Source organism: Neobacillus sp. K501 (genome assembly GCF_053749995.1).
In genome coordinates, this window is the sequence record NZ_JBSLYA010000006.1 from 22,833 (window position 1) to 48,654 (window position 25,822).

General features: G+C 41.0%; 24 protein-coding genes. 11 read left to right on the plus strand and 13 right to left on the minus strand.

Annotation, left to right across the window (positions count from 1 at the left end; genetic code table 11):
* Nucleotides 1-22 precede the first annotated feature (22 nt).
* The 4 genes from ACWM35_RS14530 (at nt 23) to tatC (ending at nt 2,935) form a co-directional block, all read left to right on the plus strand.
* Nucleotides 23-1,639: a PhoX family protein gene (locus ACWM35_RS14530; protein WP_454819510.1), complete on the plus strand. Its 1,617-nt coding sequence runs from the start codon at nt 23-25 to the stop codon at nt 1,637-1,639.
* 185 nt (nt 1,640-1,824) lie between these two features.
* A complete protein-coding gene (locus ACWM35_RS14535) occupies nt 1,825-1,995 on the plus strand; it encodes a hypothetical protein (protein WP_454819511.1) in 171 nt (56 codons plus the stop codon).
* A gap of 14 nt (nt 1,996-2,009) precedes the next feature.
* Complete coding sequence (locus ACWM35_RS14540) at nt 2,010-2,210, plus strand: twin-arginine translocase TatA/TatE family subunit (RefSeq protein WP_454819512.1); 201 nt, start codon at nt 2,010-2,012, stop codon at nt 2,208-2,210.
* Nucleotides 2,210-2,935: a twin-arginine translocase subunit TatC gene (gene tatC, locus ACWM35_RS14545; RefSeq protein WP_454819513.1), complete on the plus strand. Its 726-nt coding sequence runs from the start codon at nt 2,210-2,212 to the stop codon at nt 2,933-2,935. Before ACWM35_RS14540 ends, tatC begins: the two co-directional genes overlap by 1 nt.
* A 45-nt stretch (nt 2,936-2,980) precedes the next feature.
* Here the strand turns inward: tatC and ACWM35_RS14550 are convergent, their stop codons facing one another.
* The 5 genes from ACWM35_RS14550 to ACWM35_RS14570 form a co-directional block, all read right to left on the minus strand.
* Nucleotides 2,981-4,255, minus strand: a complete 1,275-nt coding sequence (locus tag ACWM35_RS14550; RefSeq protein ID WP_454819514.1) for an MFS transporter — start codon at nt 4,253-4,255, stop codon at nt 2,981-2,983.
* A gap of 179 nt (nt 4,256-4,434) precedes the next feature.
* A complete protein-coding gene (locus ACWM35_RS14555; RefSeq protein ID WP_454819515.1) occupies nt 4,435-6,159 on the minus strand; it encodes a M20/M25/M40 family metallo-hydrolase in 1,725 nt (574 codons plus the stop codon).
* 114 nt (nt 6,160-6,273) lie between these two features.
* On the minus strand, nt 6,274-7,680 hold the full coding sequence (locus ACWM35_RS14560; protein ID WP_454819516.1) for an amino acid permease: 1,407 nt from the start codon (nt 7,678-7,680) through the stop codon (nt 6,274-6,276).
* A gap of 37 nt (nt 7,681-7,717) precedes the next feature.
* Nucleotides 7,718-8,479 (minus strand): dimethylarginine dimethylaminohydrolase family protein, encoded by a 762-nt coding sequence (locus tag ACWM35_RS14565; RefSeq protein ID WP_454819517.1) that lies wholly within the window; start codon nt 8,477-8,479, stop codon nt 7,718-7,720.
* An 18-nt stretch (nt 8,480-8,497) separates the two neighbouring features.
* The gene (locus ACWM35_RS14570) at nt 8,498-9,352 is read right to left on the minus strand and encodes a dimethylarginine dimethylaminohydrolase family protein (protein WP_454819518.1); all 855 of its coding nucleotides are present in this window, start codon (nt 9,350-9,352) and stop codon (nt 8,498-8,500) included.
* A 162-nt stretch (nt 9,353-9,514) separates the two neighbouring features.
* Here ACWM35_RS14570 and ACWM35_RS14575 point away from each other — a divergent pair, with 162 nt between their 5' ends.
* Nucleotides 9,515-10,252, plus strand: a complete 738-nt coding sequence (locus ACWM35_RS14575) for an IclR family transcriptional regulator (RefSeq protein WP_454819519.1) — start codon at nt 9,515-9,517, stop codon at nt 10,250-10,252.
* 126 nt (nt 10,253-10,378) lie between these two features.
* On the opposite strand, the gene ACWM35_RS14580 is transcribed toward ACWM35_RS14575, so the two are convergent.
* On the minus strand, nt 10,379-11,704 hold the full coding sequence (locus ACWM35_RS14580; protein WP_454819520.1) for a S8 family peptidase: 1,326 nt from the start codon (nt 11,702-11,704) through the stop codon (nt 10,379-10,381).
* 112 nt (nt 11,705-11,816) lie between these two features.
* Nucleotides 11,817-12,560, minus strand: coding sequence for a DUF4230 domain-containing protein (locus tag ACWM35_RS14585; RefSeq protein WP_454819521.1), 744 nt, complete (start codon nt 12,558-12,560; stop codon nt 11,817-11,819).
* A 164-nt stretch (nt 12,561-12,724) separates the two neighbouring features.
* Here ACWM35_RS14585 and ACWM35_RS14590 point away from each other — a divergent pair, with 164 nt between their 5' ends.
* The 5 genes from ACWM35_RS14590 (at nt 12,725) to ACWM35_RS14610 (ending at nt 18,384) form a co-directional block, all read left to right on the plus strand.
* Complete coding sequence (locus tag ACWM35_RS14590) at nt 12,725-13,417, plus strand: winged helix-turn-helix domain-containing protein (protein ID WP_454819522.1); 693 nt, start codon at nt 12,725-12,727, stop codon at nt 13,415-13,417.
* Complete coding sequence (locus ACWM35_RS14595) at nt 13,414-14,418, plus strand: ATP-binding protein (RefSeq protein WP_454819523.1); 1,005 nt, start codon at nt 13,414-13,416, stop codon at nt 14,416-14,418. The genes ACWM35_RS14590 and ACWM35_RS14595 overlap by 4 nt, the downstream gene beginning before the upstream one ends.
* Nucleotides 14,419-14,517: 99 nt before the next feature.
* Entirely contained in the window at nt 14,518-15,279 is a 762-nt protein-coding gene (locus ACWM35_RS14600) for an ABC transporter ATP-binding protein (protein ID WP_454819524.1), read from the plus strand.
* Entirely contained in the window at nt 15,269-17,215 is a 1,947-nt protein-coding gene (locus tag ACWM35_RS14605; protein ID WP_454819525.1) for an FtsX-like permease family protein, read from the plus strand. Before ACWM35_RS14600 ends, ACWM35_RS14605 begins: the two co-directional genes overlap by 11 nt.
* Nucleotides 17,216-17,376: 161 nt before the next feature.
* Nucleotides 17,377-18,384: a DUF3231 family protein gene (locus ACWM35_RS14610; RefSeq protein ID WP_454819526.1), complete on the plus strand. Its 1,008-nt coding sequence runs from the start codon at nt 17,377-17,379 to the stop codon at nt 18,382-18,384.
* 66 nt (nt 18,385-18,450) lie between these two features.
* Here ACWM35_RS14610 and hpt read toward each other — a convergent pair whose 3' ends face one another.
* Together hpt and ACWM35_RS14620 are read right to left on the minus strand one after the other, a co-directional pair.
* Nucleotides 18,451-18,954 carry a hypoxanthine phosphoribosyltransferase gene (hpt, locus tag ACWM35_RS14615; protein ID WP_454819752.1) on the minus strand — a complete coding sequence of 168 codons (504 nt, stop codon included), beginning with the start codon at nt 18,952-18,954 and terminating at the stop codon, nt 18,451-18,453.
* Between the two features lie 136 nt (nt 18,955-19,090).
* Nucleotides 19,091-20,323 (minus strand): allantoate amidohydrolase, encoded by a 1,233-nt coding sequence (locus ACWM35_RS14620; RefSeq protein ID WP_454819527.1) that lies wholly within the window; start codon nt 20,321-20,323, stop codon nt 19,091-19,093.
* Nucleotides 20,324-20,582: 259 nt separating this feature from the next.
* Here ACWM35_RS14620 and ACWM35_RS14625 point away from each other — a divergent pair, with 259 nt between their 5' ends.
* Complete coding sequence (locus ACWM35_RS14625; protein ID WP_454819528.1) at nt 20,583-20,822, plus strand: hypothetical protein; 240 nt, start codon at nt 20,583-20,585, stop codon at nt 20,820-20,822.
* A gap of 123 nt (nt 20,823-20,945) precedes the next feature.
* Here the strand turns inward: ACWM35_RS14625 and ACWM35_RS14630 are convergent, their stop codons facing one another.
* Genes ACWM35_RS14630 through ACWM35_RS14645 form a run of 4 tightly spaced genes read right to left on the minus strand, consistent with a single transcriptional unit; the run spans nt 20,946 to nt 25,691 of the window.
* A complete protein-coding gene (locus ACWM35_RS14630; protein WP_454819529.1) occupies nt 20,946-21,989 on the minus strand; it encodes an aldose epimerase family protein in 1,044 nt (347 codons plus the stop codon).
* 19 nt (nt 21,990-22,008) lie between these two features.
* Complete coding sequence (galT, locus tag ACWM35_RS14635; protein ID WP_454819530.1) at nt 22,009-23,499, minus strand: UDP-glucose--hexose-1-phosphate uridylyltransferase; 1,491 nt, start codon at nt 23,497-23,499, stop codon at nt 22,009-22,011.
* A gap of 12 nt (nt 23,500-23,511) precedes the next feature.
* Complete coding sequence (gene galE / locus ACWM35_RS14640; RefSeq protein WP_454819531.1) at nt 23,512-24,501, minus strand: UDP-glucose 4-epimerase GalE; 990 nt, start codon at nt 24,499-24,501, stop codon at nt 23,512-23,514.
* The gene (locus ACWM35_RS14645; RefSeq protein ID WP_454819532.1) at nt 24,498-25,691 is read right to left on the minus strand and encodes a galactokinase; all 1,194 of its coding nucleotides are present in this window, start codon (nt 25,689-25,691) and stop codon (nt 24,498-24,500) included. Before ACWM35_RS14645 ends, galE begins: the two co-directional genes overlap by 4 nt.
* Between the last annotated feature and the right edge of the window lie 131 nt (nt 25,692-25,822).

The following is a 25,822-nucleotide window of genomic DNA, read 5'->3' on the forward strand; positions in this document are numbered from 1 at the left end:
AGTTAGAAGAGGAGAATGATGGATGGATCGCCGATTATTTTTAACCTATGTAGGTAGCAGTACTGCTGCACTTGTTGCCGCGTCATCAGGATTTGGAGCAATAACAGGAAATGCCATGACGGGAAATCACTTAATGAACGGACAGCCATTTCCAAAAGGGAGACCCCTCACTACACCATTTAAGCCGATTAGCCGTACATGGGAAAATGATTTAACCCTCCCTAAAGGATACTACTACAATATTATCGCTTCATATGGTGACCCTATTAATTCCAAAGGAGAAAAATTTGGGGATGCAGCCGATCTTACTGTCTACTTCCCAATTGATAGTTTAAAGGGCGGAAGTAATTCCGAGGAAGGATTAATATGGGTAAATCATGAATTTCCTGAGCCAGGAAACTATCTGAGGCTGCTAGGAATCAATGAAGCTACTTTTTCTGGAAATCCAGCTGACTACCCTGAACTTTTAAAAATGGAAAAAGAAGCAGTCGGCGGATCCGTCATACACGTGAAGAAAGAAAAGGGAGAATGGAAACTCGTTCAAGATGATACATATAACCGCCGTGTTGATGGGAATACTCCTATCGAATTAACCGGCCCTGCACGTGGAAGTCATGCTGTCAACGGGGCAACAACTGTTGTTGGCTCATTAGGAAATTGCAGTGGCGGACGCACGCTTTGGAATACGGCATTATCCTGTGAGGAAAACACTGAATATGGGGATGACTACGGCTGGCCAGACTTTAACGATAATCATTACGGCTGGGTCGTGGAAGTCGATCCATTTGATCCAAATCGTCCTGTCCGCAAACATACAGCACTTGGCCGTTTTGCCCATGAAAATGCCGCGATGGGTTTAACGAAGGATGGCAGAGTCGTCGTTTATATGGGAGATGATAAAGGCGACGCGTGTTTTTATAAATTTATTAGCAGTAAGAAATTCAACGGGAAAAATCGTGAAGCCAATTTCGATATTTTAGAAAGCGGAACTTTGTATACGGCGAATCTGAGCAAACGGACATGGGTGGCTTTAGATCATTCGGCAAATGCTAACCTTCAAAGCAAATTTTCCGACCAAGCCGAGGTCCTGACCAATGCTCGCGACGCGGCCATTGCTGTAGGTGGAACGAAATTGGATCGTCCTGAGGATGTTGAAATTCATCCGCATGATGGATCTGTCTTCTTAGCCTTGACCAATAATACTGGCCACGGAAACTTCCATGGACAAATTATTCGCTTTGCCCCAGCCAATGGCGACCATGGCAGCGACAGCTTTACGTTTGAAGTATTTATTGCTGGCGGTGAACGCAGTGGGATTACCTGCCCGGATAATCTTCACTTCGACAGCAAAGGTAACCTTTGGGTAGTAGAAGATTTCGGAGCAACCGAAGACAATGTTTATGCGGCTTATAAAAACTGTGGCGTGTTTATGGTCCCAACCAATGGAAAAGATTACGGTGAACCACAGCAGTTCGCCTCCGGTCCAAAAGGGAGTGAGTGTACAGGTCCGTGGTTAACACCGGATGAAAGTACATTATTTTTAGACATTCAGCATCCTGAAACCTGGAACCCATACCCTGGGCAAGCCTTTGGACGTTCTTGTTTGGTGGCGATTCAAGGGGGAAGCTTCGGTAAATAGTTAACTTGAGGTCTGTGACTTTTTGACATCCGCGGGATAATGGTGAATCTCGCGGAATTCTTGCAAAACACCGCGGAATTGCTCCTAATTTCCGCGGAAATATGACAAAAGTTCGCGGAAATCTATTGATTTCGTGCAGTAATCACATCATAAATTTGCTAAACAGGTCTGGAGGGGTTACTTCAATGATTCTCGTCTGCTCTAACCATGTAAAGGATGCACTGAAAATGATCTTTCTTCCCCATGTTAAGCTAATTAACGAGGAAGAAGCAATCCAATCAAGCTGTCTCATTTGCAACAGTAAAGCAAAATATAGGCTGTTTAATTATATCCATCAGCGGAAAAACGCGATGTAAACGGAGGTACATTTATGCTGCAAAACATTGGCATTCCAGGTTTAATTCTCGTTCTCGTGATTGCATTAATTATTTTCGGCCCGTCAAAGCTACCTGAATTAGGTCGTGCCGTGGGTTCCACGTTAAAGGAATTCAAAAAATCGACCCGGGAATTAGTAAACGACGATGACCCAAGTCATGATTCATCGAAAAACAAAAAGGAAAAAGCCCTATAATGAAGCCTCAAGATATGGACCTTGTCGGCCATTTCGAGGAATTACGAAAACGGCTCATTATCACTCTAGGAACCTTTATTCTATTTTTCATCATTGCCTTTATTTATGTACAGAATATTTATCATTGGCTTGTCGGCGGCTTGGAGATTAAGCTTGCAATCCTCGGTCCAAGTGACATTTTATGGGTCTATTTAGTTCTCGCCAGTGTGGTCTCCATTGCCGGAACCATTCCGATGGCCGCTTATCAAATCTGGCTGTTTATCCGCCCTGCTTTGAAAGAAAGTGAGCAAAAGGTTACTCTAGCCTATATTCCGGCACTATTCTTTCTGTTTATTATCGGAATTTGCTTCGGCTATTTCGTGATTTTTCCAATTGTCTTTAAATTCCTGCTTTCGATGTCAGAAGGCATGTTCATGACCTTCTTTACGACAGAAAAATACTTTCGCTTTCTGATTCATATGACATTGCCATTTGGCGTTTTATTCGAACTGCCAGTGATTATTATGTTCCTGACCAGCCTAGGAGTATTAAACCCCTACCGCTTGCAAAAGATGCGTAAATACTCCTATTTTGTATTAATTGTCATTGCCGTTTTCATCACCCCGCCGGATTTCTTATCTGATATTTTAGTCGTCATCCCGCTCATCTTTCTTTATGAATGCAGCGTGTTATTATCAAAGGTCGTTTTTAGACGTAAACAACAACAACTAAACCTAGCCGCATGATGCAGAAAAGGAGCTGTCACCCAGCTCCTTTTAACTTACTAAAAATTATGCGATTTGTTCGCTCTGTTGCTCTTCTTCCATCCGCTTCTCTTTGATAAGAAGCCCGCCCATTAAACCAAGGCAAGCAAAGAAAACAGGAATCATAAATCCGTAATGGTAGCCGGTGTGACCTCCGGTAGTCTGAAAATGGTCTAACACCTTACCGAAAATACTTGGCAGAAGGACGGCACTTAAAAATCCTCCTGTATTTGCAAATCCTGAAACCACTCCCACCTCTTTCATTGGAAATGATTGACGGACGGCGGCAAAGGTTAAGGTGCTTGCCCCGTTACCATAACCAATGAGAAGGAAAAGTATAATTAGCATAAACATTGGTGGTTTTCCACCAAACACAACAAAAGCTGACCAACTCATTAAGATAATCAAATGAACAACGATGTAAGGTCTTTTGATCGTTCCATAGCGGCTGGAAATCCAACTAGTTAACGGAGCACCTATCATGGCCCCGATAAGCCCCACCATAATTAGCTGACTTGCACTTCCCCTTGTCATTTCATAAACGTTCATTCCATAAGGAACCGCCCATGAGCCAATAAAACCAACATAAGTCCCTACTGCACCAAAGTGGCAAAAGAAGGTGGCCCATGCTTGGCGATTCGTCAATAAACCTCGAAGCATCACCATCGTATTTCCACGTTGACGCTCTTTTTTCTTTGAACCTTTGGCAGAATAACCTGTTATGATTTTTTTTGCTTTTTTAACAAGTTCAAAATAAAGGAGGATACCGCACAAGCATAAGATAATTCCCATAATGAAAAACGGAGCCCGCCAGCCTGATAGGCTAATCCAGGCTGAAAACGGAACGGTTGCCAGTAAGAACCCTAAACTGCCACTCATTCCTGCCAAACCAAGGAGACCAACAAATTCCTTTACTTTGAACCATTGGCTTAAGATTAAAACTAAATTTACCCAAATCGCCGCGTCCCCTATTCCTACCATTAACCTTGCCAGTAAAAGAATGTATTCATTTCCTGCTAGACTATAAATAAACGTTCCTAGACCGCATAATGTGGTACCGGCAATAAGAAAAAAATTGGGACCATAACGATCAGATAAGATCCCAATCGGAACCTGTAAGGATGCATAGGCCAAAAATTGAATACTAGTCAGAAACCCAATCGTCGATGCACTCACCTTGAAATCTTTCATCAATTGATCGGTAATTAACCCCGGTGCTGTTCGTTGACTGACGATTAAAAAATAGGCAAACAGAACCGTCGAAAAAACAACCCATCTATACCTGCTATTTTGCTTTTCCAAATCTATCTCTTCCCCTGCATTAACTTCATCTAAAGATTATACTCCTTATTTTTTAAATCATCATTGTAAGAATCTTCAAGACTTTGAATTAGTAAATTTATCCTGCCAAATTAAAGCTAATGATAAAAACAAAAAAGCATCCCTCTCTCAATAAATTGAGAAAAGAATGCAGCCTAAATCTAAACCAACTCTCTCATTGCCATTTTTTCTTTAGTGTCCGCCTGAGGTGGACACTGTCCACGAGTGGTGCCTGTCACCGCTTTTATTATTACGGTATCCTTTACCGTCTCTTTTTCCACATTTCCACAAATCATTTTGATCATTCCTTCAACGAGTGCTGGTACCTCTTCGAAGGCGCTTTTGGTGTGGAGGCGTTCGGTTCGTTTATGGGCGTCTTTTCCAAAAGGACCGACGTTCAAGACTGGTGCTTGGAGCTGTGCCATTGCATCAAATGGGATACTATAGCTGCTCCCCCATACTGGGGTGTTAGCTTTAAAGGCGGTCCAGCCCTCTCCGGCATCCTGATAATTGACATAGCTTAAATCGCTGATTCCATTGAAATAGTGCACCTGATTGACAGGCAGCCCAAATTTTTCATTTCCCTTTTCCTTAACATACTCAATACATTGCTTGACCAGCCCATCTTCTGAAGAATTAACCGCCGGGTAATAGGGTGGTGCAAACAGTAGAACAATGGCAGGAGCGAGCTCCTGACATTCAATCATCAGGCTGTCGGCAATTCGCAATGATTTTTCACGATCATCCCAATCAACATTTCCCTGAACCTCTGCTTTAATTTCTTCCACAAACTCACTGCCAAATTTACGGATCGCATGCGTTTGTAAGTCCTCATAGCGTAGAACACGAACTTCACCAACAGGCTTTACAGATTGCTTCAAACAAACCGCTTTATAGGCTCGGTTACATGCCTGTGCTGCATCATTGGCTACTTTTTCAAATGTCTCCATAATTTCCTCCGCATTCCGCTTCATTAAAAAAACATTATAAAGAGCGGCTGAACGGTACGGAGTTTGAACGGAGTATTCCATTCTTAAATCCTTTTGCTGAAGAGTTACGGGAAGTGGCGTGACTTCCCCCATTACTTTTTCCTGAAGGCTCAAGTTCCACTCCATCCGCTGGGTCAAAAAAGAGGCCATATAGGGTGCCGTAATACCGCTGAGCGGTTCGCCTACATGGGTCTCCTTTCCATAAAAAAGAGCAGATGGCATGATTTTCCCGATTGAACCTGAGTAGACATAATAGTTTCTGTCACCTGGTTCTTGCGTAAATACTGGCTCACCGTTTAAAAATAGCTTATAGGTAAGATTGTAGGCTTCCTTTATTTCTAATAATTTTGTCACGGCGGCACGCATACCAGATGAGTTAACCTCCTCATCCGGCACCGTTAGCAGCAGAAGGTTAATCGGCCATTTTTCAACCGATGCTTTTTCGATTAACCCCATGTGCATGGCAAGACCCATCTTCATATCCATTGTGCCCCGGCCAAATAAATATTCCCCAGACAGAAGATCCCGCTGGGCATCTTCATGTAATTCATCAATTCGGTTTAAAAGTAATTTCGTTAATTCCTCTGGTCGATACGCATATTCCTCTAGATCACCGTACTCTTCTGTATTGACTGTATCAAAATGACTGATTAAAACGATGGTTTCCTTTGCATCTTCATGCTTATATATAGCCGTTAAAAAGCTCCTCCCCAAATCCGCATCATGAAGTCCCAGATTTTTAGGATTCTCCTGAAAATACCGGAGTTCTTTAAGCTTCGCCAGAACCTTGCCAGGAAACTCACGCTCACCGTCGGTCAACGTCATACTCCTCCAACTAACCAACTCACCCAACAACCTTCGCAATGCCTCTGGCGTCCCCCACCTAAGCTGTTCCATTTCATTTACCCCTTTACCATTCTTATATCATTCTCATTCAAGTGTCCGCCTGGGGTGGACACTGTCCACGAGCGGTGACAGGCACCGCAAACTGCAACGCAAATACCGCCAATATTATCCTTTAATATCCGTTTCTGCATTAGCTTTATCTGTTTTTTTGTTTTTGATGTAATAGAACAGGTAGCATGCAGCTAGGAATCCTAGTCCGATTAGAAGCCCGATTAGTTGGGTTGGGTCGAAAGCTAGGAAGATTAGTATGGATATACAGAAGACGATACAAATAATCGGGATGAGCGGATAAAGCGGAACTTTGTAGTGCAGGTCCTCTAGTTTACCGCCATCACGCAAGTATTTACGACGAAACATGAACTGGCTTAAGGCAATCCCCATCCAAGAAATCGTGACGGAAATCCCCGCTATCGACATCAATAACACGAATACTGTATCGGCTGCAATCACACTTGTCAGTAACGATAAAAGGGAGAAAATCATTGTAAACACGAGTGCTGTAAATGGAACCTTACGTTTTGATAGTTTTCCAAAAACCTTTGGTGCCATTCCTTCATGAGACATTGCCCACAGTAGACGTGTGGAGGCATAAATACAGGAATTACCAACGGATAAAATTGCGGTAAGGATGACAAAGTTCATAATATCCGGAGCGAAAGGAATTCCCGCTAAATCCATCAAAGTAACGAATGGGCTTTCTAATAATCCAAGTTCCTTCGTTGGAAAAATAGCAGATAAGATAATAATAGAAGCAAGATAAAAAACGATAATTCTAAATAAAACGTTACGAATGGCACGCGGAATATTCTTTTCCGGTTCTTCACTTTCCCCTGCAGCTATTCCAATTAACTCAGATCCCTGATAAGAAAAAATAACATTCATCATTGTGACAAACAAAATCGCAATACCGGCAGGGAACAAACCAGATGGAGCCAGGTTTTCTAATAAGGGAGCGGGTCTATCTTCCAATGGAATGATTCCAAAAATGGCCCCTACACCAATAATGATAAAGAAAATAACTGCTATTACTTTTATTCCAGCAAACCAGTATTCTGCCTCGGCGAAACCCCTAGTCGTTAAGGCATTGAGACCAAATAACAGTGCGATGAAAACCGCACACCAGACCCAAACCGATATATCAGGGAACCACCGCTGCATCAAAATACCAGCGGCGGTAAATTCAACTCCTGCTGTGGTTGCCGATCCAATAAAATACATCCACCCTAAGGAAAAACCAGCGGAAGGGCTAATAAACTTACTTGCATAGGTTTGAAACGAACCTGTTACAGGCATAAAGACGGCTAGTTCCCCCAAACACACCATGACAAGATACAAAATAATACCGCCGAATATGTAACCGATTAACGCGCCTCCGGCTCCTGCCTGATTAATCGTATACCCCGCATTTAAAAACAGCCCTGTTCCAATGACTCCCCCCAACGAAAGCATAAACAAATGCCGCCGTTTCATTGAACGATTTAACTGTTCTTGCTGACCCCCTTGATTGACCATACTTACTCACACCCCTTTAATTAATGGCAGTCCCCTTTTAAAAGCGCAGTGACAAGCAGCTTAATCCTCCGTCTAGTTTACGGAATTCAGACATTTCCAACTCGATCGTTTGATATCCAGCCTCGTTGATTTTTTGCTTAGTGATAGGATATCCTGCCGGAATGATGACATAGTCATTCACTTGAATACAATTGGCCGCATATTCCTCTTCTGGCGGAACAACGATTTTTTTATAGGAGTTGAAATCTGGATGGTCAATGAATTCGCCCGCAGCCACAATCGTTTGATTTCCTAGATAGGCAATTCCTGTTTTTAAATGAAAGAATTTTTCAAGCTGAACAATGGTTGCTTTGTAGTTTTCTAATTCTAAAATCACTTTTAACTGCTCAGCACCCTGAAGGTTTGTTCTTGCTGAAATCCCAATATAAAAATGATCTTCAATCTGGAGAATATCTCCTCCATCTAGCGTTCCAGGAGCCTTAATATAGTAAATATTTTCATAGAATGATTTAATCGCAGGCTCCATTTCGTGAATTTCACCATTCCGCGAAAGGGCTCCAGGATTTGAGATAACAGCGAAATTAGGAGTCAGTACAGCCGTGTCTTCCACAAATGTGGAGTCTGGAAATTCATTATTACTTGGAAGCACCGTTACTTCTGTTCCACATTTTTTCAAAGCTTCAATATATGCTTGGTGCTGCTCTAACGCTTTCTCCAAAATGGGTGTTCCAAGATCGGAAGTAGTTAAACCATTGATATAGCTTTCTCCTGGTGTTTTGACAATTGTATTTTTAAACATATTTTTTCCCCCTTTGTATTATCCACGAACCACTGGACATGTAAGACATGTCGGCCCGCCAGTTCCTAAATAAGAAATTTCATTTCCTTCATATTCGTAGACCGTTGCGCCTGCTTCGATTAATTGTTGCTTTGTGTAAGGGTTTCCAGAAACAATCAGGCAAACTCTAGGCGCTAACGCCAACACATTACAGCCAAGCCCAAGGTATTCTTCATCAGGTACTTCAATCAATTGAAAGCCTCGCTTAAGAAGAAGCTGTCTGAGGAAGACAGGCATAAGTCTTGAATAAACCACTGCCAAATTTTCATCCACAATGCTGATAAAGGACATAAGATGAAGACATTCCTCTTCCCCTTGATCATGCGGGAGCTGAACAACAATGCACTCATCTACTAGGTCTTTGGTCATTTCTTTGATTTGTTGGATGGCTTCATCATTCGTACGGTACCCGCGGCCAATTAACAACGTGCGGTCATCCAGCCAAACAAGATCTCCTCCATCAGCAACCGCATCTCCCGCTAATTCTCCTAAAATCGGTATATTCTTTTCTTCTAAAAATTGTTTATAGACCTCTGCTTCCAACTGGCGCAACTTCTTTCCTGATTTTAAAATAATGGCACCATTTTTCGTGAACTTAACAGGATCGTGGGCGTAAAGAGAATCTAGTCCTACCGTATCTACAGCAGGTAAAAATTCAATTTGCTCTACATGTTGTTTCATAATCGAAAGAAACTGTTCATACTCAAGCTGGGCCTTAATGAAATCTGGCTCATCGATATAGTTGAATTTCTTCCATTCATTCCTTAAATGTTCTTGACTGATAAAAGCATCTTTTGGATGTTTTACGATCACCTTGTTAAGATTTTTAAACATAGAAGTTAACAACCAACTCACCTCTCTTTTTCCGCATAGTGGAAAACATTTTCTTATGATGGAAAACTTATAATATGATATTATAGTAGGTATAAAACCATGTCAATATATTTAGAATTTGCTGAATATTTATTTTTATAGAATTCAGATAGGAGCGCTATCATGCAAACAATTGATCGAGCTATGCAAGTTATTAAAGTTCTTGCTGGAAGTGACCAAAAGAAATGGATATCTATTTCCGATTTGTCGAAAGAATGTGATTTACCTGTAAGCACGATGCATCGACTTTTGCAATCCATGATTAAACATGGGCTTATCCAGCAGGATCCCAATCTAAAACTCTATTCGATGGGTAATACTTGGCTGGAATATGGGCTGCAAATGTACGATACCTTTGACTTTGTCGGGCTGATCCGCCCCGAAATGGAGAAATTAATGCATGAAGTGGGAGAGAGTGTTTATTTTAGTAAACCGATTGGGGAAGAGGCATTAGTAGTTGAAAGAATTGATTGCCCGCATAATCCGATTCGAATTTATGACCAGCTAGGACTCAGAATCCCGATGAACATTGGGGCGGCAAACAAGGTGATGTTGGCCCATATGCCTGAGAAAGAAACTTTAAAACTGGTTCATACATTAGTACCTTCAGAAGAAAAAGACGATTTCTTACAATTATTGAACAGAATCCGAGATGAAGGCTATGGAGAAAGCCACGGCGAGAAAACGAATGGTACTTCGTCCGTTGCAGCTCCAATCTTTAATCATTCCAATGAACTAATAGGAGCTTTAAGCATCGGCTACGTCAACTTCAACCTAACAGAAGAAAGACAACACTTCCTATGCGAAAAAGTTACCCAATACGGCCTGTGCATCTCCGCCAAACTAGGAAGCAAACGCTAAAACAACAAAAAAGAAGCTTTGTATTTAATAAAAAAATTCCAAAGCTTCTTTTTTAGTGAAATTAAACGTAGAGTGTCCGCCCACGGTGGACACTGTCCACGAGTGGTGCCTGTCACCGTATTAGCATCACCTTATCGAGTTTTCTGCATTGATATATCCAGCGCCGTATTTGTTAGGGTCTAGGTCTTTCCATGTATCTGCACCTATTTTTAGTTGATGTTTAATGTCATCTGGCGTGAGGTTAGGTTTGTGCTGTTTCATGAGTGCGACGATTCCGGCACATATTGGTGTTGCCATGGAGGTACCGGATAACACGGTGTAATCATTTCCGACGCGGCTGGATTTTTGCAGCTTGTCCAAATAGGAATTTGGTGAACGTAAAGAAATAATATTAACCCCTGGTGCAACAATATCAGGTTTCTCTAAGCCATATACAGTGGGGCCTCTACTTGAAAACTCCGCAACAACATCATCCGTCTTTGTGCCAGGAGTATCACGGTCATCCAGTGCTCCAACAGTTATCACTAGATCACTGACACCTGGACTGGCGATCGAACCCGCACTAGGACCGGAATTTCCTGCAGCGACACAAACTACAATTCCTGATTTCCAAGCTGCCTCAACGATGCTGACCATTGGATCATTGTTGTCACTTCCATAATCTTGGGCATCGCTTCCCAATGACATGCTGATAATATCAATTTTATTGGCCGGGTTGCTCTCATTGTATTGAATACACCATTCAACCCCATCCATAATGGTTTCAAGTGATCCTGACCCCAATTTATCTAAAACCTTTACTCCGATCAGATTTGCCTCCGGTGCTGGTCCAATATACTGAAAATCTGAAGCGGCGCCATTACCGGCAGCATCCCCTGCACAATGCGTTCCATGGCCATTATCATCATAAGGCTCGGTTCGATTATTCACAAAATCCTTAAAATCTATGATTCTATCTTCTAGGTCTTGATGCGGGTAAATTCCTGTATCAATAATAGCAATCGTTACACCCGCGCCAGTTAGTACTTGATCATTTCTTACAATCCCTTTTGCTTTTGCTGAAGACACGGCATTATCAAGCAAAGCATTAACCTCACGATTTAAATAAACTCTACGGATATGATTACAGCTAGCAAGCATTTCTTCCAATCCCTTTGGCGTTACATCTACACTACAACAGGATACACGAGGAAATTCGCGTTTTACGTTATTGAAGAAATGATTATTTGTAACCTGCTTAACTTTATTACAACCTGCCTCAAAGCAACTATTTTCAAACTCAACAATGACGGAGAATTTCTTCCCTAGTTTAAGAAACCCCTCAAACATATTATGCAAAAAGCATGGTGTCCATTTAAATGGTCTATAAAGGTTCAGTAATTGTTCCCGCAACGGCTTCTCTAACTTACCAGCATGGGCTCGTACCATTTGAACCATCGAATACCCAAACATACCTATCCCTTCCTTTCATACTTTTTAATAAAATATGAATGCTAGAAGAAAGGGGAACGGTTGTAGTCTATTTTTTTGATTTTAATAGAGTTCAAACTTAGAGGCGAACCTTTTATCGATATGAAATCTCCACCGAATACCCAAGGGTTCCAAAGAATTCTTTGAGGACTTTCTCAGCGTTTTTTTCCGCGGTTTGAAGTAGTCCGATTTCGACGGATTCGGCTTTGATTTGGTATTGGGCTTCTGCTGCTAGGTCGAAGCCTTCGTCCCATTTTGTTTCTCCACGGAGAAGGCCTTCATCAGAGAAGGTTCTAACCTTGTCCATTTGAATTGCTGGTTCCTGAATGAACTCTGCGTGTGGAAGGACGATTTCGATCACTTTTTTCCCTTCATCCATCTTCATATCATCCTCAGTCACTTCCTTTAAATCTACTCCTGCCGTAACCGTTGCTGGCACCACTAGTAATAACTCCCGCTTCGTACCAGGCAAATCTACTTGAATATCCTTGCCAAACAATTTGTTGTCTTCTTGTTCAATAACAACCTTCACATGTGCTTGGGCCGTTGCCAGCGTGGCTAACTCCTGTACCTGTTCAATAAAAGTGGTGCTTTCCTTTTTAAACGTACTGCCATTAAATATCCATACCCCGGCACCAACGACCATTGCTGCCAGGATCACAATTAATATATTTTTAACACCAATGAATTTAATAACATGCTTTTTCCTACTTCCGAAGCGCTTAGGAAGCTTTACTCTTTCTTCGAGCGCAATAGTTGCCGAAGACTCTTCTTTTCCCTTGATCAATTCCTGCCAGGCACTCTCGTATTGTGCCGGAAATCTATCATCCTTACTCATGTGGGAATCCCCCCTGCTGTTAAAGTTCCAAGATAATATTTTACTATTTTCAAAGAGCAACAACCACCATAAGCTTTTTCCAGTTCAGCCATCTTACCTATTCACTAGAATCTTGCAAGATTTTCCATTAAAATGATGGTAGATAAAGAAGTGTGGTGAAAACTTTGTTTAAACTATTGCTCATCGAAGACGATGAAACCTTATTTCATGAAGTCAAGGACCGCTTAACGGGCTGGGCCTATGAGGTATATGGGATTTCCGATTTTAGTAAAGTGCTTCATGAATTTACTGTGATCAAACCTGATTTAGTGATTATTGATATTCAATTACCGAAGTTTGATGGCTTTCATTGGTGCCGAATGATTCGCTCTCATTCGAATGTTCCGATTGTTTTTCTTTCCTCCCGCGATCATCCGACTGATATGGTGATGTCGATGCAGCTTGGAGCCGACGATTTTATACAAAAGCCGTTTCATTTCGAAGTGCTAATTGCCAAAATACAGGCGATTCTCCGCCGTGTCTACAATTACAATACGGATCCGATTGCGCTCAAAACTTGGTGCGGCGCCACTATCGATTATGAGAAAAACACGGTCAGCAGCGACCAAGGCTCGATTGAACTGACGAAAAATGAAATTTTTATCTTAAAGCAATTGATTGACCACAAGAATAGAATTGTTAGCCGCGAAGAACTAATCCGAAGCTTATGGGAGGACGAGCGTTTTGTTAGTGACAATACCTTAACAGTCAACGTCAATCGCCTTCGGAAAAAATTAGATGAGATTCACTTGGGACAATATATTGAAACAAAGGTTGGACAAGGGTACATCGCCATTGAAGAGGCTGGCGAAGGATGATAAAAAAATTCTTAACCGAACGACGCAGTTGGATTCTACTGTACCTACTCCTGCAGATTCTCACCCTTTGTGTCACCTTTCTTGATAAAACCATCCCATTCTCGTCGATCTTTTATCTTGTCTTCTTGTCGCTGATCATTTTTACGATTTTCTTAATCTTCCGCTACCATAAAGAAACGAAATTCTATCAAAGCTTAGCAGAGTGGGAAAACAATCTCGATTTAACAAAGATCATCGATTCCGAAACTCCGTTTGAAAAAATCATTGAAAATAGCATTACCAACCAAACGGAGTTGTTAATAAAAAAGGCTTCAGAAAATCAGCTGTTGTTAGAGGTAGAAAAGGATGAACTATTAGCTTGGATTCACGAGGTGAAAACACCGCTGACGGCAATGCATTTAATGATTGACCGCCTTGACGATGATACGATGAAAGCACAAATGAGATACGAATGGCTGCGCATCCACCTCCTGCTTGATCAACAGCTTCACCAAAAGCGAATTCCATTTATGGAAAATGACTTATATATCGAAAATACTGGCTTAAAGCCGCTCATTTTTAAAGAGATTAAGATGTTACAATCCTGGTGTATCCAAAAAGGAATTGGCTTTGAAGTCGAGCTCGAGACTTCAGAAGTACTAAGTGATGCGAAATGGCTCGCATTTATCCTAAGACAGCTGTTAACGAACGCCGTTAAATATAGTGAAGCCTCTGATATTATCATCAGAAGTTACAAGCGGGATGGTCATACGATCCTCGAAGTCGAGGATTTTGGCCGCGGCATTGATCAAAGGGATCTCCCACGTATCTTTGATAAAGGGTTTACCTCCACGACCCATCATCAAGATCATGCCGGCACTGGCATGGGGTTATTCTTAGCCCAAAAAGCCGCACAACCGTTACTGATCCATATCGATGTTCACTCTACTCTTGGAGCTGGTACGACCTTTACGCTAACTTTTCCCCAAAGAAATGACTTCGTTACGATTTTAGGCATGTGACAAAAATGTCACATGCCTTATTATTTTGTTCGCCCAATCGAAGGAATTCAACAATAAGGGAAATTATAATAAAGCTATTGAATCAAAGGATGTGTGAAGATGAAAATTTTAGAAGCTGCAAAAATCTATAAAAGCTATGGAAATAAATTTAATAAACAAGAGGTTTTAAAAGGCATTGACATCGGAATTGAAAAAGGTGAATTTGTCAGTATTATGGGAGCATCTGGTTCTGGTAAAACCACGTTACTTAATGTTCTTTCCTCAATTGATCAGGTGAGCCAAGGGGAAATCAAAATCGAAGGTAAAGAAATCACAAGGTTGAAGGAAAAACAATTAGCCGAATTTCGAAAAGACCATTTAGGGTTTATTTTTCAAGATTATAACTTGCTTGATACATTGACGGTTAAAGAAAATATCCTATTGCCGCTTTCGATGACAAAAACTGCGAAGAAGGATGCGGAGGCAAAATTCCAAGAGGTGGCGACAGAGCTCGGAATCTATGAATTGAAGGATAAATATCCAAATGAAATTTCCGGCGGTCAGAAACAACGAACCTCTGCAGCCCGTGCTTTCATTCACGAGCCGAGTATTATCTTTGCCGATGAACCAACCGGAGCGCTTGATTCGAAATCAGCCTCTGATTTATTAAAAAAACTAAGCGATTTAAACCAAAAACGAAAAGCAACCATTCTTATGGTTACCCATGACCCTGTTGCGGCTAGTTATTGCAGCCGTGTCATTTTTATTAAAGATGGAAATATCTATACCCAATTAAATAAAGGGGATGAATCGAGGCAAGCCTTCTTTAAAGACATTATGAAAACGCAGGGTGTACTAGGTGGTGTGCACGATGAGCATTAATCAACTAATTTTTCGAAATTTGAAAAAGAACCTCAAGAATTACTATCTCTATGTGTTTGCCTTGGTTTTTAGTGTCGCCCTTTACTTTGCCTTTGTTACTTTGCAGTACGACCCGGCAATGGACGAAGCGAAAGGTACGGTCAAAGGAGCGGCTTCGATCCGTGCTGCATCCATTCTGCTCGTCGCGATTGTTTCGATCTTTCTTTTATACGCCAATAACATCTTTATCAAAAGGCGTAGTAAAGAAATCGGACTCTTTCAGTTAATCGGCATGACAAAACATAAGATTTTTCGAATTCTGAGCGCAGAAAACTTTATTCTTTATTTTACTTCTTTGATTCTCGGAATTTTCTTTGGATTTTCTATTTCAAAATTCATCATCATGATTTTATTTAAGATTACCGGTGTGGATGCGATTGCAACCCTTCATTTTTCGACGGCAGCGCTCATCCAAACCTTGATCGTTTTCGGCATTATCTACTTGTTAATCATGTTGATGAACTATCTTTTTATTAAAAGACAAACGATTTTATCATTATTCCGCGTGACTTCTTCTGCAGAGGAAAGAGTGAAAAAGCTAAGTATTTTTGAAATGACGATTGGTATCTTTGGAATCGTGTTAATCATTCTTGGCTACTTCGTTTCTTCGAAATTATTTGGCGGCGATTTTAAAACGATGAATGAATTGTTCGGGGCGATGATCTTTATCCTCGGATCGGTCATCATCGGGACGTACCTTTTTTATAAAGGATCGGTTAGTTTTATCTTTAACCTCATTCGAAAAAGGAAAAATGGTTATTTATCGATTAATGAGGTGCTATCCCTGTCATCGGTCATGTTTCGTATGAAATCAAATGCCCTATTATTAACGATTGTGACGACAGTTTCAGCACTAGCGATTGGCTTATTATCGTTGAGTTATATTTCCTACTTCTCTGCAGAAAAATCAGCCTCTAATAATGTGGCCGCAGACTTTTCGTTCATTGATAAAGGGAAGGCAGAGAAATTTAAACAGCAATTAAAAGACAATGAGATTGGTTTTCACGAAAAGAAAATCGATGTAATTCAAGTGAACACAAATTTATCAGCGATTATGGATTCTACTTTAGATGAATTAATGGTCGACCCGAATAAAATGCCTCTATCAGTCGTCAGTGATCGAGCTATTAAAGGCGTAGATGTTTCCCCAGAGGAAACCATTTTTACCGGTTATAGCGATTTATTGCAAAAATTAATGACATTAAAAGATTCCGGTCAAATCGAATTAAACGGTAAACAGGATTCGATTCCGTTAAAGTATTTAGGTTTAGAGAAGGATTCAATTATTTCTTGGTATTTCACGGACGGCGGTGCACCTACTGCGATTGTCGATGAGTTCACCTTTGAGCGATTAAAAAATGATTTGGATCCAGAAATTCAGTTGGAATCTTCCCTCTATAACGGGATTACGGTAAAAAATGAAGATAAGCTTGAAAAAGCAAATGACTTATTTAATAAAGTGAATATTAATGAAGATTCTGGGAATGATTCACGCCTAGAAATCAGCAACAATCAGAAAAAACTGATGGGTCTGACCATGTTTATCGTTGGCTTCCTAGGTTTAACCTTCCTAGTTACCTCCGGCTGCATTCTTTATTTTAAACAAATGGGCGAAGGCGAAGAGGAAAAGCCGAATTACACGATTTTACGTAAGCTCGGTTACACACAGGGAGATCTATTGAAGGGCATTCAAGCTAAACAAATCTTTAATTTTGGAATCCCTTTAATCGTCGGACTCGTTCATAGCTACTTTGCCGTCCAATCAGGCTGGTTCCTATTTGGAACTGAAGTATGGACACCAATGATTATTGTCATGGTATTATACACGGCATTATATTCCATCTTCGGGATCCTATCGGTCTTTTACTACAAAAAAATCATTAAAGAAGCACTTTAATCTAAAACACATGCTCTTGCTAGAGCGTGTGTTTTCGTTTTTATCCATACTTAAAATCTATAAAAACTAGCATAAATCCTCATCAAATTTTGAATAATAACATGGTAATTATACATAGAACTTTAAAGGGACTTAATGAAAAGTAAATCGGAGGGTTTTTTTTGAAAGAAATCAGTCACGACACAGAACTCACTTCATCAGAAATAGCCAATCTCTGGACCCAATATATCAATGACTCCTTATCAATCTGCATCCTTACTCATTCTATTGAACATGCAAAAGATGAAGACGTTAAAGACATTCTTGAATTTGCTCTAAATATTGCGGAAAACCATATTGTAAAAATCAAGGGATTTTTTCATCAAGAGAATTTCCCTATTCCAAAGGGATTTACAATAGCAGAAGATGTTAACATTCATGCCCCTCCGATATTTACGGATATCTTTATGTTGGTCTATATGCATGTCATGACATTGTTAGGGTTAACAGGTTATGCTGGTGCCGTTGCTACATCTGCTCGTCCTGACCAAATCGACTACTTTATCCAATGTAATAAAGAAACAATGGAACTATACAAACGAATCGCACATGTAATGCTGAATAAAGGGGTTTACGGTAAACCCCCACGTATTAATACACCAAGTCAAGTTGATTTTGTAGAGGATCAACGTTATTTAAATGGGTGGTTTGGTAAGAAACGACCTTTAAACGCAATGGAAATTAGCGGAATAAGTTATAATATGGTAAAGGTTATTGTTAAAGTGGTTTTAGAAATTGGCTTTGGACAAGTATGCCAAACAAAAGAAGTCCAAAAATATTTCCAAAGAGGGAAAACTCTTTGTGAACAGCAATTTGGAGTTCTCAGTAAGATATTAACCAAAGATGAATTATCTTCTCCTAAATCATGGGTATCTGAAGTGAAAAATTCAACAGTACCTCCTTTTTCAGATAAATTGATGCTTAATCATATTGTCATTTTGATTTCAGCTGCAGTAGGATATTACGGAGCTGGTGTATCCGTTTCGCAAAGAAGGGACCTCGCTGTGGAGTATACTGCCCTTATGGCAGAGGTAGGGTTATATGCTGAGGACGGAGCACAACTGTTGATAAAATACGGATGGTTAGAGCAACCACCAACGGCAGCAAACCGAGAAAAACTTGGCAAGTAAAAAATTATAAACAAAGTTATACAAAAAGACTAGTGAGAATTCACTAGTCTTTTGCTTTTTCCATATCTAATACTCTTCGACATTGGCGATATACGGTAAATTCCGATACTGCTGGGCATAGTCAATCCCATAACCAACAATGAATTCATCGGGGATCACAAAGCCGACATAATCCACTGGCAGGTCAATTCTCCTTCTTTCCGGCTTGTCTAAAAGCGTGCAGATTTTAACTTGCTTTGGCTTATGCATTTTCAAGTGATCACGGAGGAAATGCAGGGTAAGACCGCTGTCGATGATATCCTCAATTACAACCACATTCCGATCAGTAATATCTGCATCAAGATCCTTTAATAACTTCACTTTCCCGGTCGTTTCAGTTTGGTCACTGTAGCTGGAAACGGAGATGAAATCTACTTGAATATTGCTCTTCATTTCACGAAGCAAGTCGGCTGCAAATACAAACGATCCTTTCAAAACAACAATGAAAAAAATTTCCTCGTTATTGAAATCACGTTCAATTTCCGCTGCTAATTCCTTTACTCTCTCTTTAATCTCTTGTTCTGAAATCATTACATCTTTTACTCTGTATGCCACAAAGGTTACCTTCTTTCTTTTAGCTTCTCTTACATATTTACCACATTCCCACTGTCGCATGCAAAAAAAGTAGAAGGCACCCAACCTGATGGGTGCCTCTCAAAATAACCACTTATTTAGCTAACAAGGCAAGCACTGTATCCAAAAGGACGTTGACTCCCTTTTCACAGTCCTCCCAGGTAGTAAGTTCGATTTCACAATGACTTTTACCGTTGATGCTTGGTACAAATAGCATCGCCGACGGGATATAACTGGAAATGAATTGGGCATCATGCCCGGCACCACTGGCCATTTTTTTGTTGGGGTAACCTAAAGACTGCGCAGATTGCTCTAATTGATTCACCAGCTCCGGTGCAAACCAAACCGTATCCCGCTCCCAAAGCTTTGTGGTTTTGACCTCACAGCCTTCATTTAACCCTTTATACGGCAGTTCTTGGACAAAATCTTTAAAGACACTGACGATCTCTGGATTTTTATGACGAGCTTCTAATGAAAAGACAACCTTATTTGGAATCACCGTATGGATACTCGGATATACATTGACCCTGCCGATCGTAAAGACGAGTTGTTCATCTAATGCTGAGAGTGTTTTACGAATCTCATTAATTAAGTTATTTGCTGCAAAGAGAGCATCCTTACGCATATTCATCGGGGTTGTTCCAGCATGGTCAGATTCACCAGTAATTTCAATATCGTAGCAGGCCATCCCAACAACACAATCCACGACACCAATTGAAATGGCTTCCGTTTCAAGGATAGGACCTTGTTCAATATGCAGCTCCAAAAAGGCGGACGCCTCTTTGAGACGATTCTCCACTTCCCCTTCGTAGCCTATTGACTTTAGTGCATCTTCAAAGGTAATTCCATCGCGATCGGTCTTTTTTAACATTACCGCTTTATCAAATTTACCAGACAGCACTCCTGATGCCATCATCGAAGGCTCAAACCTCGCTCCTTCTTCATTGGTGAAATTGACGATAGTAATGGGAATTTGCGGTTTGATTTTATTCTCGACTAATGTTCTTACTACTTCTAATCCAGCTAATACCCCTAGGACACCATCAAAGCGTCCGCCTTTTTTGACGGAATCAAGATGGGACCCGATGACAATCGGTGGCTTGTTTTCGATTCCTGCCAGCGTGGCATACATACAGCCCATATCGTCTACCCTGACATGTAGGCCCAGCTCTTCACAGCAAGAACGGAAAAAATCTCGTGCCCTTCTGTCTTCCTCTGATAAGGACAGACGCGTAACCCCATTATTTTCTGTCTGGCCAAAGTTGGCGAAACGTTCCAGTTCATTCTTAAGTCTTTCACCATTAATCAATAGCTTTTGTCGCTGCACTTTTCATCACTCCTATTCAAATAGTGATTGTATAAGCCATTATTTTATGTAAATTTTCTGTTAACTTTAATTATATAACATATAGGGGGGGTGTCATTAGACAATGTATCCATCGCAGACGATAAAATGTTGGATATTATGTCCAGTTGTGTGGAATAATCTGATGTTGATTTTTGAATAAATTCACCTTAAAAACTGGTTATTGTAGCGTTTTTTGGAAAAGCTATGTTGGTTAGAAGAAAAATCTGGAGGTGCTAGTGTGTCTGAACTAGATTCATTTGATTACGAAACCGGAGCCCCGGTCCGCGATTACGACATCATCGAAATCAACCAAACCACAAATGGCTATGAAGTACTGCTCGACATCAACCTCGACAGCGGCTACTCCTTAACCGGAACCAAACTCGAAATCACCAACGAAGACCTGCAAGGCTACGAAACAAACAACATTGAAGAAGGAATCAAATACGCACTCGGCTTCTTCAGCAGCCTGCAATAACACAGAAAAGACTTGGTCCCCCGAAGGAAATCCAAGTCTTTTTTGAATCTCAGCATGCATGAACTGTCCGCCTGAGGTGGACAGTGTCCACGAGCGGTGACAGGCACCGTATAGTGAACACCCTTAGTTCATAAATCTGTATTTAGTTACTGCTTTGTATTTTTCACCTTTTTCAAGTACAGCAGATGGGAAGTGCGGGTGGTTCAGTGAGTCTGGCGGTCCTTGTGTTTCTAGGCATAGTCCCAGGTGTTTTCTTGCTTGAACTCCGCGAATTGAGAAGTCTTCGCCTAGCATGTTTCCGGTGTAGAGGACGACTCCAGGTTGGTCTGTTTCGATGATTAGTCTCCGGCCGCTTTTTTCGTCGTAAAGCTGAATTTCTTTATTCCCATTTTCCGCTAGTAAAAATGGGTGATCATAGCCATTTCCAACCAGCACATTTTGTGGGTTCGTTGTTTCTGTTCCACCAACAATTTTACGCCCAGTCCTGAAATCAAATTCCGTCCCTTCAACAGGAAGAATTTCACCAGTGGGAATCAGTTCCTCATTCAGTTCAAGAAAGCAATCACTTTTCAACGTTAATGTATGCTGAAGAATGTCCCGTTTCAAATTTCCGCTTAGGTTAAAATAAGAATGATTCGTCACATTTAAGACAGTGGCTTGATCACTTACCCCTTCATAATCGATCACAAGTTCATTCTCATTATTTAAGGTGTACGTTACCTTCATCTCCAAATTCCCAGGATAACCTTCTTCCCCATCTTTGCTTAAATAGGAAAATTCAAGATGAATTGAATCCTTTTCTTCTACTACCACCGTGTTCCAAACCACCTTATCAAAACCTTGCAACCCACCATGGAGATGATTACCGCCGTTATTTTTCGCAAGCTGATAAGTAGTTCCATCTAATGTAAACTCAGCATTGGCGATTCTGCCAGCATGACGACCGCAGATTGCACCAAAATAAGGAGAATATTGCTGATACTCTTCAAGTGTATCAAAGCCTAAAACCACATTTTCGATTACCCCGTTTCGGTCCGGAACAAGAATTTTTGTGATCGTACAGCCATAATCAATCGTCGTCACTTCCATGCCATGGTCGTTTACCAACGTATACGCTGTAACCGTTTGGCCAGCTAATTCAACAAACTTTTTTTGAATTACTCTCATTCTCATAAACTCCAATCGTTTACAAAGTTTTAGTAAAACGGCGAAACGCTTGTTTACCCGTTTCGTTTTGCTTAAAGACACCAGCATCCTCTAATACTCTTACAAACTTCGCACCAACCTCGTTGCGAATGATCCCTTCTACAGTTTCTGCAGTCACAGCTGAGTTGTACTTCGTTTTAAGTTCATTCGCCCATGGTAAGTGGTATTCCTTTACTTCTGAAGGCTGTGATAACAAAAACTGCTCGATTTCTTTTAACTCTGTTTCCAATCTTGCCGGTAGCACCGCAAGCCCCATCACTTCAATCAGGCCAATGTTCTCCTTTTTAATATGATGGACATCATCATGCGGGTGGAATATCCCAAGTGGATGTTCATCACTCGTGCGATTATTCCGAAGAACAAGATCCATCTCAAACAGTTCACCCCTCATCCTCGCAATTGGAGTAATCGTGTTATGTCTTGTTTCACCGGTATAGGCCTCAATCCCGACGGATGAGTCACTATGATTCTTCCAAGCTTCTAAAATCATATCTGAGGCGGCAACCAACTCAACCCGATTCATACCCCTTAAGCGAATCACCGATAGCGGCCATTTCAAGGTTGTTGCTTGAATCGACGGGAAGTCACTTAGTGAAAAAGCAACATCCTCCTTCGCTCTAGCCATGGCAAATTCATAATTTCCGCCCTGATAGTGATCATGAATTAGAATGGAACCACCAACAATTGGAAGGTCGGCATTCGAGCCAACAAAATAGTGTGGAAATTTCTCAACAAATTCTAGCAATCTCGCAAAAGTACCACGGTCAATTTTCATATCCCGATGCTCACCAGAGAAAACAATGCAGTGTTCATTGTAATAAACATAAGGGGAATACTGTAAAAACCAAGGCTCTTCCGTTAATTCTAAATGGATGATTCGGTGATTCGACCGAGCTGGGTGCCCTATCCGCCCCGCATATCCTTCATTTTCCACACAAAGCAGGCATTTAGGATAATTCGCAGTCACAGGTTTCATTTCCCTCTCGCGGGCAATTTGCTTCGGATCCTTTTCCGGCTTAGAAAGATTAATCGTAATATCTAAATCACCATAAGCTGTTGCAATCGGATAATTAATATTCTTGGCGATACTTTTCGTTTGAATGTAATTGCTGTTTCGGCTGAGCTGATAGAAAAAGTCCGTTGCTTCGACAGAACCACTCTTATATTTTTCAAAAAATATCCGATTTACCTCAGAAGGTCTAGGGATTAGGACATTCATAATTTTACTGGAAAGAATATCTTTATCACTGTCCAAATCATCGATAAGCCCCTTCTCCAGCGAATACTCAACAAGCAATTCAAGTAAATCAGGAATGCTCGTTTCGGCTTCTATCGTATCTTGTTGAGGGAAATCACTCAACGACAATTGCGCCATGATTTGATTACGGGCATAAATTTCATCCTGCTGGTCGATTAGTTCCAGAGACAGGGCCCTATTTAATAGGGCCTGTATCACTTGGTACACATCCATTCAAAATCCCCCTTAATCGTTATAACCATGAGGATGAGCTTGGTGCCAATTCCAAGCATCTTCAATGATTTTTCGAATCGATGCTTTTTTCGGCTCCCAGCCTAAAATTTGTTTCGCTTTTGCTGATGAAGCAATGAGCTTGCTCGGGTCACCACTTCTGCGCGGGACAACTTTAGCCGGAATTTCATGCCCGGTTACTTCCCGTGCTGCTTCAATCATATCTTTTACGGAGTAGCCGCTGCCGCTGCCTAGATTAAAGACATTACTCTCTCCGCCATTTTTCAAATAGTTTAGGGCAAGGATATGGGCATCAATTAAATCTTCAACATGGATATAATCCCGGATGCATGTTCCATCCTCTGTGTCGTAATCATCACCAAAAATGGAAATGAATTCCCTTTGCCCAAGTGGAACTTGAAGAATAAGCGGAATGAGATGGGTTTCTGGCATATGATCCTCGCCGATCTCCCCTGTTGACCGTGCTCCTGCGACATTAAAATAGCGTAATGAAACATATTTTAATTCATGTGCAATTTCACACCACTTCATGATTTTTTCCATGGTTAATTTTGTTTCCCCATAGGCATTTGTCGGAAGGGTTGGCATGTCTTCAGTAATCGGCATTACCTTTTGTTCGCCATACGTTGCCGCTGTTGATGAAAAGACAATGTTTTTGATTCCATATTCATTCATGATTTCTAACAACACTTGGGTTCCATATACATTGTTATCGAAATACATCAACGGTTTTTCCATTGATTCGCCCACAAGTGAATTGGCAGCAAAATGAAGTACTCCATCTATTTTCTCGGCTGCAAATACCGTACGAAGAAATTCCTTATCTCTGATGTCCCCCTGATAAAATTTCGCCTGTGGATGAACGGCATCCTTATGTCCTGTTTGTAAATTATCAATCACCACAACCTCATAGTTTTGATCAATCAACTGATAAACGGCATGTGAACCGATATAACCGGCCCCGCCAAGTACTAATACACTCATCCATATACCTCCATTTTTACTTCTGTTGTGCCTTCCCCAATACTTGCAACATAGAATTCGGCATCGTAACCAATCGCTTCTTTATATGTCTTTCCCACTTCCTCGATAAATGATTCCGTTTGACTCGTTTCAACAAGGGCTATCGCACAACCACCGAAGCCTGCGCCTGTCATCCGAGCACCTAAGGTTCCTTTGTGCTGCCATGCTGCTGCCACTAATGTATCAAGCTCTACACCCGTTACTTCATAGTCATCTCGCAATGAATCATGGGAGTCATTCATTAATCGACCAAACTTTTCAAGATTTCCTGCTCTCAATTCTTGCAGTGCTTTCAGCGTGCGCTGATTTTCGTAAACTGCATGCTTCGCTCTTCGCTGCAAAACGTCCTCAGGAATCAAATGCTTATGCATTTCAAATTCTGCTTCCGTTAACTCTCCCAATGATTGAATATCAAGTTCTTTTTGAAGGAAAGCTAGGGCACTTTCACATTCCCCGCGCCGTTCATTGTATTTTGAATCAGCTAGCTCTCTCCGTTTATTTGTATTCATAATGATGATTTGGTGCTGAGTTAGTTCAAGAGGTGCATACTCATAGGTTAATGTGTTACAGTCTAGGAGAATTCCACTGTTTTTTTTGCCCATTCCGACGGCAAATTGATCCATAATCCCACTATTCACACCAATAAATTCGTTCTCGACTTTCTTGCCAAGCTTCACTAAGTCAATTCGATCGATGTTAAAGGCAAATAATTCATCGACGATTACTCCCATTAGCATTTCAAGTGACGCAGAAGAAGAAAGACCAGCACCATTTGGAATATTGCCGTAGATTAGAACTTCTACTCCAGCTGGCAACTTCCAGCCAGCCTCCTGAATATAGTGAATCATTCCTTTTGGATAGTTCGCCCAATTATGTTTTGTTTGATACTCTAGATTGTTTAAGGTAAATTCGATAACTCCTCTTTTAGGGAAATTCATTGAATATAGACGAACAAGGTTATCGTTTCGTTTTCGCACAATCCCATAGGTTCCATATGTAATTGCACATGGAAAAACATGGCCACCGTTGTAATCGGTATGTTCGCCGATTAAGTTAATACGTCCTGGTGAAAAGAATGTTCTTACTTCGCCACCATCTTGCTGTGAAAAAATTTCATGAAACTGATTAACTAACGATTGAAGATTCACCATAACTTGATTCCCCCAACATTAAATTCTTCTGATTCCGGTTTTGCTTGATCATTCACGCTATCGGGCATCAGATCACTCATCTGATTACCGTTTTACTTGAAATTCCTTGGGAAAGGGCATCACATCGTCCA

Bases quoted from the DNA above. Each gene is read 5' to 3' on its own strand.
- ACWM35_RS14585 (WP_454819521.1), bottom strand. From the start codon at position 12,560: ATGAGTAAGGATGATAGATTTCCGGCACAATACGAGAGTGCCTGGCAG.
- ACWM35_RS14580 (WP_454819520.1), bottom strand. From the start codon at position 11,704: ATGTTTGGGTATTCGATGGTTCAAATGGTACGAGCCCATGCTGGTAAG.
- tatC (WP_454819513.1), top strand. From the start codon at position 2,210: ATGAAGCCTCAAGATATGGACCTTGTCGGCCATTTCGAGGAATTACGA.
- hpt (WP_454819752.1), bottom strand. From the start codon at position 18,954: ATGATTTCAGAACAAGAGATTAAAGAGAGAGTAAAGGAATTAGCAGCG.
- ACWM35_RS14605 (WP_454819525.1), top strand. From the start codon at position 15,269: ATGAGCATTAATCAACTAATTTTTCGAAATTTGAAAAAGAACCTCAAG.
- ACWM35_RS14595 (WP_454819523.1), top strand. From the start codon at position 13,414: ATGATAAAAAAATTCTTAACCGAACGACGCAGTTGGATTCTACTGTAC.
- ACWM35_RS14565 (WP_454819517.1), bottom strand. From the start codon at position 8,479: ATGTTTAAAAATACAATTGTCAAAACACCAGGAGAAAGCTATATCAAT.
- ACWM35_RS14560 (WP_454819516.1), bottom strand. From the start codon at position 7,680: ATGGTCAATCAAGGGGGTCAGCAAGAACAGTTAAATCGTTCAATGAAA.
- ACWM35_RS14600 (WP_454819524.1), top strand. From the start codon at position 14,518: ATGAAAATTTTAGAAGCTGCAAAAATCTATAAAAGCTATGGAAATAAA.
- ACWM35_RS14645 (WP_454819532.1), bottom strand. From the start codon at position 25,691: ATGGTGAATCTTCAATCGTTAGTTAATCAGTTTCATGAAATTTTTTCA.
- ACWM35_RS14540 (WP_454819512.1), top strand. From the start codon at position 2,010: ATGCTGCAAAACATTGGCATTCCAGGTTTAATTCTCGTTCTCGTGATT.
- ACWM35_RS14570 (WP_454819518.1), bottom strand. From the start codon at position 9,352: ATGTTTAAAAATCTTAACAAGGTGATCGTAAAACATCCAAAAGATGCT.
- ACWM35_RS14530 (WP_454819510.1), top strand. From the start codon at position 23: ATGGATCGCCGATTATTTTTAACCTATGTAGGTAGCAGTACTGCTGCA.
- galT (WP_454819530.1), bottom strand. From the start codon at position 23,499: ATGGATGTGTACCAAGTGATACAGGCCCTATTAAATAGGGCCCTGTCT.
- galE (WP_454819531.1), bottom strand. From the start codon at position 24,501: ATGAGTGTATTAGTACTTGGCGGGGCCGGTTATATCGGTTCACATGCC.
- ACWM35_RS14630 (WP_454819529.1), bottom strand. From the start codon at position 21,989: ATGAGAGTAATTCAAAAAAAGTTTGTTGAATTAGCTGGCCAAACGGTT.
- ACWM35_RS14535 (WP_454819511.1), top strand. From the start codon at position 1,825: ATGATTCTCGTCTGCTCTAACCATGTAAAGGATGCACTGAAAATGATC.
- ACWM35_RS14555 (WP_454819515.1), bottom strand. From the start codon at position 6,159: ATGGAACAGCTTAGGTGGGGGACGCCAGAGGCATTGCGAAGGTTGTTG.
- ACWM35_RS14575 (WP_454819519.1), top strand. From the start codon at position 9,515: ATGCAAACAATTGATCGAGCTATGCAAGTTATTAAAGTTCTTGCTGGA.